This window comes from Aerococcus sp. HMSC23C02 (assembly GCF_001806805.1).
Taxonomy (GTDB): Bacteria; Bacillota; Bacilli; order Lactobacillales; family Aerococcaceae; genus Aerococcus; species Aerococcus sanguinicola.
The window spans coordinates 73,896-82,799 of record NZ_KV786059.1 but is presented as its reverse complement, the minus strand read 5'-3'; the positions used below and the strand labels follow the sequence as shown (position 1 = coordinate 82,799).

Sequence of the window (8,904 nt, the reverse complement as noted above, 5' to 3'; positions counted from 1 at the left end):
CGGACCAAACTCGGGCCATTTCGGGACGGGTATATCGTGGAATCATGCGGATGCTCCTCTTTTTATGAATTTCAATGTTATTATAGCATGATTTATTTTAAGCTTTGCGAGGAATTTATAAGGCAAGCTATTTAGACGGGCCTAAGGGATTTTTTGAAGAGGCCTTGAATCTTTAGCGGGTCTCTGCTATGCTAGGGGAGAAATAAGAATAAACCTTGTTAGGTGAGGTTACTGTATTAGAGAGACGCCACTGCCCAGAAACATCCAAAGATGCCAACGGGTCAGCAGAAATTCTCGAATTAAGGGATTTTCTAATGTGGCTGGAGCTACTCCTATGCTAATAAGTGCTAAAACTATGCGATGAGGTGTTTGCCGACTACTCCTGGACGATTCACGCTCACGCTCTTGTTGAGCGTTTTTTTAATCTGAAGCAATCTCCAAACTTCCTTATAATGACTACTTAGCCCTCTATGCGGTGACCTTTCCCCGAGGTATGGAAAGGTGATTATTATGGCAATCAAATTAAACCGACTCAACCGGAAAGACTACTACCAAGCCATCTACAAGAGCATCCAAGACAACCGGCGCGATGACTTCCGCGACCTCTTCTTGAAGCTCCATGAAAAAGACCAGGTCGCTGTCTTCCATAAGCTCTACCCAGAAAAAAAGAATAAAATTGTCGACCTCCTCCAAGCCAGTGAATTCGCTGAACTCTTTGAACACTTAGACTACAAGGGACGCCGGCAAGCTATTGAAGACCTGCCCGCTGACTATATGACCGAGGTCTTCACCTATGTGGCCGACGACGAGGTCACAGCCTTCATTCATGAACTTCCCCAAGCAGACCGCCAACATGTCCTGGAAAGTATGCGGCCCAGCGACCGGGAAACGATTGAAACAATCCTAGAACATGACTTCGAAACAGCTGGGGCCATCATGACAACCGAGGTGCTCACGGTCTACGCCCAGGATAGTGCCGACCAAGTGATTACGGGCATTCGCCAAGCGGCTTCCGCCGTTGAAACCATCTATTATGTTTATGTAGTGGATGAAGCCCGCCATTTACTCGGCGTCCTCTCCCTACGTGAACTCTTGCGCGCCCCTGGGGACTGCCCAGTCCAAGATATTATGAATAGCCAATTAGTCCAAGCTGATATTGGTATGGACCAAGAAGAAGTTGCCCGTATCATCAAGGAATACGACCTACTCGCCCTCCCTGTCGTGGATGGCCAAGGTAAGTTGGTCGGGATCGTGACCGTCGACGATGTGATGGATGTTATGGATATCGAAACCACCGAGGACTTCCACCGTTTTGCTGGGATCAGTGGGTCGCCAGATAATGAAAGTGATCGCGAAAGCATCTTCGAAACGGTGAAGAACCGCCTACCCTGGATCATTATCCTGATCTTCCTCGGACTGGTTTCAGCCAACCTGATTAATATGTTCGAAGCCACCCTATCCCGGGTAGTTATCCTGGCTGTCTTCATGCCCATCATTATGGACTCGGCCGGTAATGTGGGCACCCAGTCTCTAGCTGTCTCTGTCCGCCGGCTAACCCTGGGCGATAACACCGAAAGTTTCTGGGTCTTAGTTTGGAAAGAATTAATATCTGGGATCATTATCGGCCTAGCAGCTGGCATCACCATCTGTGGTGTGGCCTACTTCCTCTTTGGAAACCCGGTCCTCTCCTTCATCATCGGGATTTCCCTAGCCGCTACCCTGTCCGTATCAACAGTCATCGGCTACCTAGTCCCAACCCTCTTCAGCAAGATCCACATCGACCCCGCCGTCGCCTCCGGTCCCTTCATCACCACCATCACCGACGCCACCGGCCTCTTAATCTACTTCAGCCTCGCCACCTACCTCATGCATTTGTTGTAAAAAAGGGTGTGAGCAAGAGCGCTTAGCTTTGGATGCTTGGAGTAAGTCGGGATAAGGGCAAGCAAGGCTTGCACATTTCCGACTTGCGAAAGCACTCCAAAGCTGCTCTTGCGAACCCAACTAGGAGGGTGTGAGGCTTGGCGCTTAGACTTGAATGATTGGAGACTCATCGAAAAAGGCTGACATCAGTCAGGCGTTTCGATGAGTTGAAATCACTTCAAGTCTGCTCTTGCGAACCCGACTAGACAGGGTGTGAGAGCTGGCGTTTAGCTTTCCTTCACTGGAGCAAGTCACCAGAGCAGTCTGAAAGACTGCGGCGAAGACTTGTGAAGTGACAGGAAAGCTGCCAGCTCGAGCCCAACTACAGGGTGTGAGACTTGGCGCTTAGGCTGTGAACACAGGTCAATAGCTTTTGATAAATGGTCAACACCCAAGCAAAGACTCTGTGTGTGGCTTGATAGCTTCCGACACACAAATAAAGAGTCTAAGTGGGGATTGATAACAACTAACACCCAAACAAAAACTTTGAGTGTGGGTTAAAAAGATCTAACACTCAATCAGAGTCTCTGAGTGTGGATTAAAAAGGTACAATATCCAATTAACCCCTCTAAGTGTGGCTTATAAACCGAGCCCGTTAGGCAATAAATACACAAGTAAAAAAGCACTTCCACTTCCCCTTCAAGAGGGGAAATTTGGAAGTGCTTTTTTGCTAGCGTATCGTCTTTGTAGCATATTGATCAATAGAGAATGGCGACCGCTAGGAGAGGATTAATCGGCCTCGACTGGGACAATCCAACCCTCAGGTGCTTCAATGTCACCGAATTGAATGCCCAGTAATTCATGGTAAAGTTTTTCTGTGATTTCACCGACTTCTTGGCCTGTTCCGAAGTTGTGGCGGTGGCCTTTATGGGTGATGGAGCCGATTGGGGTAATGATAGCTGCTGTCCCCATGGCACCGGCTTCTTCAAAGCGGTCCAAGTCATCGATGTAGCAATCCCCTTGCTCCACTTCTAAGCCCAAACGTTCTTCAGCTAAATGAAGGAGGGAGAACTTGGTAATTGAAGGCAAGATAGATGGGGATTTTGGCGTCACGAACTTATGCGTTCCACGCTCGATTCCGTAGAAGTTAGAAGAGCCAATTTCTTCAATCTTAGTGTGGGTCTTCGGATCCAGGTAAATCACATCGGCATAGTCTTCATCATGGGCACTGGCCCCTGGTTGCAAGCTGGAAGCATAGTTCCCACCAACCTTCACGCCACCGGTACCCATGGGGGCTGCCCGGTCGTATTCTGAAGTGACGAAGTGTTGAGGGGCAAGGCCACCCTTGAAGTAAGGTCCGACTGGCATCACGAAGACCGTGAAGATGTATTCCGTTGCTGGGTGGACCCCAATATTGTCGCCAACCCCGATTAAGAGGGGACGGATATAGAGGGTCGCTCCACTTTCATAAGGAGGGACATAGTCAATATTGGCCTTAACCGCTTCTTTCACCGCATGAACAAAGTCTTCAACGGGAACTTTAGGCATCATCATCCGTTCAGCCGACACTTGGAAACGCTTGGCATTTTGGTCGGGACGGAAGAGTTGGACCTTGCCTTCCTTAGTCCGGTAAGCCTTCATTCCTTCAAAGGCTTGTTGGCCATAGTGTAAGGCTGGGGAGCCTTCAGAAATGTGGAGCTGGTTGTCTGTCTCCAGGCCTTGCTTGTACCATTCCCCATCCTTGTAGTATGCCCGCCAACGATAAGGCAAGTTCATATAACTGAAACCTAGGTTTTTCCAATCGATATCTACTGTCATTAGTGGTCCTCCTTCATAATCTTACTAACACATATATTCTACAGCTTGGGTGTGAGTGAGTCCAACCATATCAGCTAGGGCCTGGTTGCTCGGAAATTCCGCGACACTTACAACCTGGTCGTCAATCAAAATAATGGGGAGGATTTCCTCTCCATATGCCTTAAGCTTACGCATGACAACCTCTGTATGGGTGAACATAAAACCATCGCTTGCTGGATCGTGGATGGTGACGAAATAGCCTTCTTCATTCTTGAGCGCATTAAAGAAAGCCTCCACCCGGTTCAATTCTTTGACATTGGCTTCTGTATTAATGATTGAATTGTCTGTCAATGAACATTCTTCAGAACCCCCGCAGCAGCCCAATGATTCCCCCAATGGTTGGAATAATTGCACTTTTTTCATTTTCACACCTCTTTTTTTGTGTTTTCTAATTATTATACACCAAAGATGAGAGCTATGACAAGGGCTGTCTCATTATTTTATCATCAAAATAGGAAAAGTCTGCCTCTAAAGTTCGGAAAAACTTTGTTATAATAGGCCTAAAACTGATGCCTGCAGAAAGGAAGATTCCATGGACTATTTCAAAAGCTATAGCGATGATGCAACGGCCCTAGCTGGTCAAATCCGCCAGGGACAAACTAGCAGCCAGGACCTGGTCCGCCAAGCGATCGACAGGGCCAAGGCCATTAACCCCAAGCTCAATGCGGTCACCCGGCTCTTTGAGGACTATGCCCAAGACTTGGCCCAAGAAGACCACAGCCAGACCCTCTTCGCCGGGATCCCTACCCTCATGAAGGACCTGGGCCACAATATTAAGGGAGTGCCAGCGACTTCTGGGGCTCGCCTGCTCAAGGATCAGATTGCTCCCGTAACCAGCAACTTCTCGCGGTCTGTCATGGCAACCGGGCTCATTCCTATTGGCCAGTCCAATGTCCCCGAATTCGGCCTGAAATTCATCAGCGATTCCGACTACTACGGGCCCGTCCACAATCCGGTCGATCCTGACTATAATGCCGGAGGGTCAAGTGGTGGCGCAGCAGCTGCTGTTCAAGCAGGGATCGTGCCTGTAGCGACAGCTTCTGATGGCGGAGGCTCCATTCGAATTCCAGCTTCCTTCTCTGGGCTGGTGGGTCTCAAGCCAAGCCGGGTACGGACAGCGACTGGCCCGCGCAAGTGGCGGAGCTGGGGCGGGGCACCGGTAGGCTTCATGATGACCAAGTCCATCCGCGACACTGCCCAATTGCTCTTGGCCCTCCAGAGCAATCTCAAACCCATACCCTTCCAAACCCTGCCCATCCCTAAGGCCCACATCGACCATGCCATCCGAGCCGTCAAAAACCTGCGCATCGCTTACTCGACCAAGTCTCCAGCTGGTACCGAAGTTTCTGACGAAGCCATCCAAGCCGTAGAAAATACCGTCCGCTTCCTCCGCGACCAGGGCTTCCAGGTCGAAGCTGCCGACCCTAAGATTAATGGTCAAGAACTTGTTCGCGGCTATTATGAAATGAACGGGGCAGAAATGGCAGCCAGCTTCCTAGGCATCGAACAACAACTCCAACGTAAAATCCAACGCGAGGATGTCGAAATCCAAACCTGGACCATGGCCCAGTACGGCAAGACCATCCCCGCCTACCGTTACAGCCAAATTTTTGACACCTGGGACCAGGCAGCTGAAATCATGGACGACTTCCACCAGACCTATGACATCCTGATCCAACCAAGTACCGCCCAAGCTGCCCCCCGCGTCGACGATAAACTCTATAGTCAAAGTGATTACGAGGCCATGTTGCGTTCAGAAGAGCTCCCCGCTCCCGACTTGGCTGAACTCGTTTACCAAGTCTTCAAGAAGGGCTTACTTGCCTCGCCATTCGCTATGATTTATAATCTAACCGGCCAACCCGCCATCAGCCTGCCCCTCCATACCTGCCAAAACGGCCTACCTTTAGGGGTCCAACTGATCGCTAACAAGGGCGAAGAAGCCCTCTTGATCGGCCTATCTGCCTATTTAGAAAGAGAAGACCGCTTCCACTACTACCCAGATCTCATTTAGGAGGTACTTATGCACGACCAACAATTCGAAATCTATAAAAAATGGCGCCAGCAAATGCTGGTCCTCGACGAAGCCTGGGACGATGACAGCTTCGGCCAAGCCGACACCTGGTCCGCCAGCAACCCCCTCGCCCGAGAAGACTTCAACGAAACCCTAGCCATCCACAGCCTCGACCACGTCTCCCAAGAAGAAATGCAAGCCTTAGAAGACGACTACGACGCTGGAATGATCTAAAGGGTGTGAGGGCTGGCGTTTAGCTTTCCTTCACTGGAGCAAGTCACCAGAGCAGTCTGAAAGACTGCGGCGAAGACTTGTGAAGTGACAGGAAGGCTGCCAGACCGAACCCGACTACAAAGGGTGTGAGAGGATGCGGGAGAAAGGGACCTCTGGAGTAAAAGGCCAGAGAAGGCTGAAGGCCTTCGACGGACTTTTATGAAGAGGAGCCCTTTCTGCATCCTCGAACCCGACTAGAAAATGGCTATTTGCATTCAGGGTCTCTGAGCACAAATAGATAGCTTCAAGCACCATCTAATACAGATACAGCTCATTAAGCAAAAAGCTGGCAAGGTACAATCATCCTTGCCAGCTTCTTTTCATTGTTAAAGCCCCAAAACAAAAAGGCCAGGCCATTTCTCACACTTAGAATCTGAGAAAGTCTTGCCTTTTTAAAGGTGTTTCTGTTTTTTTAATTGGGCCTTGTAATGGTGGTTGACCAGGGCATTATATTCCTTATTGGCGCTCTCCAATTCCTTAGCTGCCATCCAATCGTAAACCAAGCGCCCATAACGAAGGACCTGCCGCTCGGACATCCGATCTTCCTGGGTCTTTGCTTCCTGGTAGGCGAGCAGGTAGTCTTTGATCTGAGCCATGGCCAGGTCAAAGCGGCGGTAGATCACTGTAGCAATAACATGATGGACCTTATCGCTCGGCAGGGGACTAGCCGCCTGTCTCTCCATGAAATAACCTAAAAGAATGCCCACTAAGATATAAATCTCTAGGCTCTTGGGCGTGTCTGTCCGCGTTCCCATGAGCACATTAATCAGGTGGTCAACTTCCTTTTGCAGGCCCGAAAGCTGGCTGATCTCTTCTTCTGAGAGGGCAAATTCCTCGCGAATCCGTCGCTCATGAGCGTGGACAAAGTCAGGAAAGTGTTGGCGGAAGCTCGGATCCTTGAAGGGCAAGTCCGCTTGGCTAGTGACCATTTCGACCTTTTCCAATGAATCATTGTAGACAAAGTGCTTGCCGTAGTAGGCTGAAAATTGAAAATCCGCCCCTTGTGGATAATGGTAGATACCAGAAATAGCTGGTTCGATCTGGGCCACCCGGTTGATGTCCACATAAACCATACTCTTCTCATCCATCAGGCTCACTTGGTTATCCCGTTCAGACAAAAAGCGCCAGCCACTGTCTCCGTCGAAACGCCCTGCCTCACGCCAAGCCCATAACAAAGCTCCCTGCTTCTTCAAGAGGGTACGCGATGCGGCACACTGGCCACCATTTGGAATCCATTGCTTCATCTTCAATCTCCTATCACTGAAAGGCTTTTAATCATTTTAACATAAAATTTTACCGGGCAACAGACGAGGCAAAAGGGATTCATTTTCCTTTTTGGGATTATTAGCGTATAATTAATTTGTTAGAGAAATATTAATAAGGAGGAATGTATTATGAGTCTCGTTGATGAGCTGTATAAGCGCTTAGATGAGAAAGAAGATCAAATGATCGAAATTCGTCGTCACTTCCATGAGAATCCAGAAGTATCATTTGAGGAAAAGGAAACGGCCCAATATATTGCCGATTTCTATAAGGACCTTGACTGTGATGTACGGACCAATGTCGGTAATGGTTATGGTCTGGTGGTTACCATCGATACAGGCAAAGAAGGTAAAACACTTGCCCTCCGCGCTGACTTCGATGCGCTTCCTTTAACAGAAGATACCGGCCTCGACTTCTCATCCAAAAAAGAAGGTGCCATGCACGCTTGTGGTCATGATGCCCATACTGCCTACCTAATGGTTCTTGCCCAAACCTTAATTGAAATGAAGGACCAACTCAGCGGTAAATTCGTTATCATCCACCAAAATGCGGAAGAAGTTGCACCAGGTGGCGCTAAATCAATGATTGAAGATGGTGCCTTAGACGGGGTTGACAATATCATTGCCCTCCACGTAATGACCAATATGCCAACTGGGGGCGTCTTCTACCATGAAGGCAATGCCCACACTGGACGTTCCAACTTCAAGGTGAAGATCCACGGTAAGGGTGGCCATGCCTCATCCCCTCACCAAGCCAACGACGCCATTGTCGCTGCTTCTTACTTCGTCACTGAAATCCAAAGTGTAGTTAGCCGCCGCTTGAACCCATTCGATGTCGGGTCGATCACCATCGGTAACTTCGACGCAGCAGGTGCCAACAACGCTATCCAAGGCGAAGTGACACTAGGTGGGGACGTGCGTGCTATGTCACAAGAAGTCCGTGACATCATCGAACATGAAGTCAAAGCCAAACTTGAAGGCCTCAAGAACTCCTTCGGCATCACTTATGACCTTCACTACGAAAACGACTACCCAGTCGCTTACAACGATCCAAAAGTCACAGAATTCGCTATCAAAGCCATCAAGGACCACCCATTCGACCAACTCACAGAAGGGGTGGACACCGAACAACCTCAACCCCCATCGGATGACATCGCCTACTTCCTTCAAGAAGTTCCAGGCCTCTACCTCTGGGTCGGCGCCGCACCAAAAGACGGCGAAGCCTACCCACACCACCATCCAAAATTCGTCATGGACGAAGACGCCATGCTCATCGCAGCCAAAAGCGTCGCAGCCTTCATCGGCGAATACGTAGAAAATGGTGGAGTAGAATAACAGGGTGTGAGGGATGGCGCTTAGCTTTCCTTCACTGGAGCAAGTCGCCAGAGCAGTCTGCAAGACTGCGGCGGAGACTTGTGAAGTGACACGAAAGCTGCCAGCCCGAACCCGACTACACAGGGTGTGAGAGAGCGCGGTTAGAAATGGACCTCTGGAGCAAAAGACCGAAGAAGTCTGAAAGACTTCGCAGGGACTTTGTGAAGAGGAGCCACTTCTGCGCGACCGAACCCAACTACACAGGGTGTGAGAGGATGCGGGTAGAAAGGGAGCTCTGGAGCAAAAGGGATAAGAACGGCTCCAGCC

General features: G+C 49.6%; 7 protein-coding genes and 1 riboswitch. Of the genes, 4 read left to right on the top strand and 3 right to left on the bottom strand.

From position 1 onward, the window contains the following. The first annotated feature begins 207 nt into the window (after nt 1-207). Nucleotides 208-372: riboswitch (M-box (ykoK) riboswitch) on the top strand. A gap of 138 nt (nt 373-510) precedes the next feature. Continuing rightward, complete coding sequence (gene mgtE / locus HMPREF3090_RS06655) at nt 511-1,881, top strand: magnesium transporter (RefSeq protein WP_067973533.1); 1,371 nt, start codon at nt 511-513, stop codon at nt 1,879-1,881. A 768-nt stretch (nt 1,882-2,649) separates the two neighbouring features. Here mgtE and HMPREF3090_RS06650 read toward each other — a convergent pair. Beyond that, on the bottom strand, nt 2,650-3,678 hold the full coding sequence (locus HMPREF3090_RS06650) for a branched-chain amino acid aminotransferase (RefSeq protein WP_067973537.1): 1,029 nt from the start codon (nt 3,676-3,678) through the stop codon (nt 2,650-2,652). Nucleotides 3,679-3,702: 24 nt separating this feature from the next. Then, the gene (locus tag HMPREF3090_RS06645; protein WP_067973541.1) at nt 3,703-4,080 is read right to left on the bottom strand and encodes an arsenic metallochaperone ArsD family protein; all 378 of its coding nucleotides are present in this window, start codon (nt 4,078-4,080) and stop codon (nt 3,703-3,705) included. A 169-nt stretch (nt 4,081-4,249) separates the two neighbouring features. On the opposite strand from HMPREF3090_RS06645, the gene HMPREF3090_RS06640 reads away from it, so the two are divergent. Then, a complete protein-coding gene (locus HMPREF3090_RS06640; RefSeq protein WP_070486201.1) occupies nt 4,250-5,728 on the top strand; it encodes an amidase family protein in 1,479 nt (492 codons plus the stop codon). A gap of 9 nt (nt 5,729-5,737) precedes the next feature. Continuing rightward, complete coding sequence (locus HMPREF3090_RS06635) at nt 5,738-5,962, top strand: hypothetical protein (protein WP_067973550.1); 225 nt, start codon at nt 5,738-5,740, stop codon at nt 5,960-5,962. Between the two features lie 431 nt (nt 5,963-6,393). Here the strand turns inward: HMPREF3090_RS06635 and HMPREF3090_RS06630 are convergent, their stop codons facing one another. After that, a complete protein-coding gene (locus HMPREF3090_RS06630) occupies nt 6,394-7,245 on the bottom strand; it encodes an immunity protein Imm33 domain-containing protein (RefSeq protein WP_067973553.1) in 852 nt (283 codons plus the stop codon). 150 nt (nt 7,246-7,395) lie between these two features. Between HMPREF3090_RS06630 and HMPREF3090_RS06625 the strand changes: the two genes are divergently transcribed. Then, a complete protein-coding gene (locus HMPREF3090_RS06625; protein WP_067973556.1) occupies nt 7,396-8,598 on the top strand; it encodes an amidohydrolase in 1,203 nt (400 codons plus the stop codon). The last annotated feature ends 306 nt before the right edge of the window (nt 8,599-8,904 follow it).

Excerpts from the sequence above, each read along its gene's own strand:
- HMPREF3090_RS06635 (WP_067973550.1), top strand. The coding sequence starts at position 5,738 with ATGCACGACCAACAATTCGAAATCTATAAAAAATGGCGCCAGCAAATG.
- HMPREF3090_RS06640 (WP_070486201.1), top strand. The coding sequence starts at position 4,250 with ATGGACTATTTCAAAAGCTATAGCGATGATGCAACGGCCCTAGCTGGT.
- HMPREF3090_RS06630 (WP_067973553.1), bottom strand. The coding sequence starts at position 7,245 with ATGAAGCAATGGATTCCAAATGGTGGCCAGTGTGCCGCATCGCGTACC.
- HMPREF3090_RS06625 (WP_067973556.1), top strand. The coding sequence starts at position 7,396 with ATGAGTCTCGTTGATGAGCTGTATAAGCGCTTAGATGAGAAAGAAGAT.
- HMPREF3090_RS06645 (WP_067973541.1), bottom strand. The coding sequence starts at position 4,080 with ATGAAAAAAGTGCAATTATTCCAACCATTGGGGGAATCATTGGGCTGC.
- HMPREF3090_RS06650 (WP_067973537.1), bottom strand. The coding sequence starts at position 3,678 with ATGACAGTAGATATCGATTGGAAAAACCTAGGTTTCAGTTATATGAAC.
- mgtE (WP_067973533.1), top strand. The coding sequence starts at position 511 with ATGGCAATCAAATTAAACCGACTCAACCGGAAAGACTACTACCAAGCC.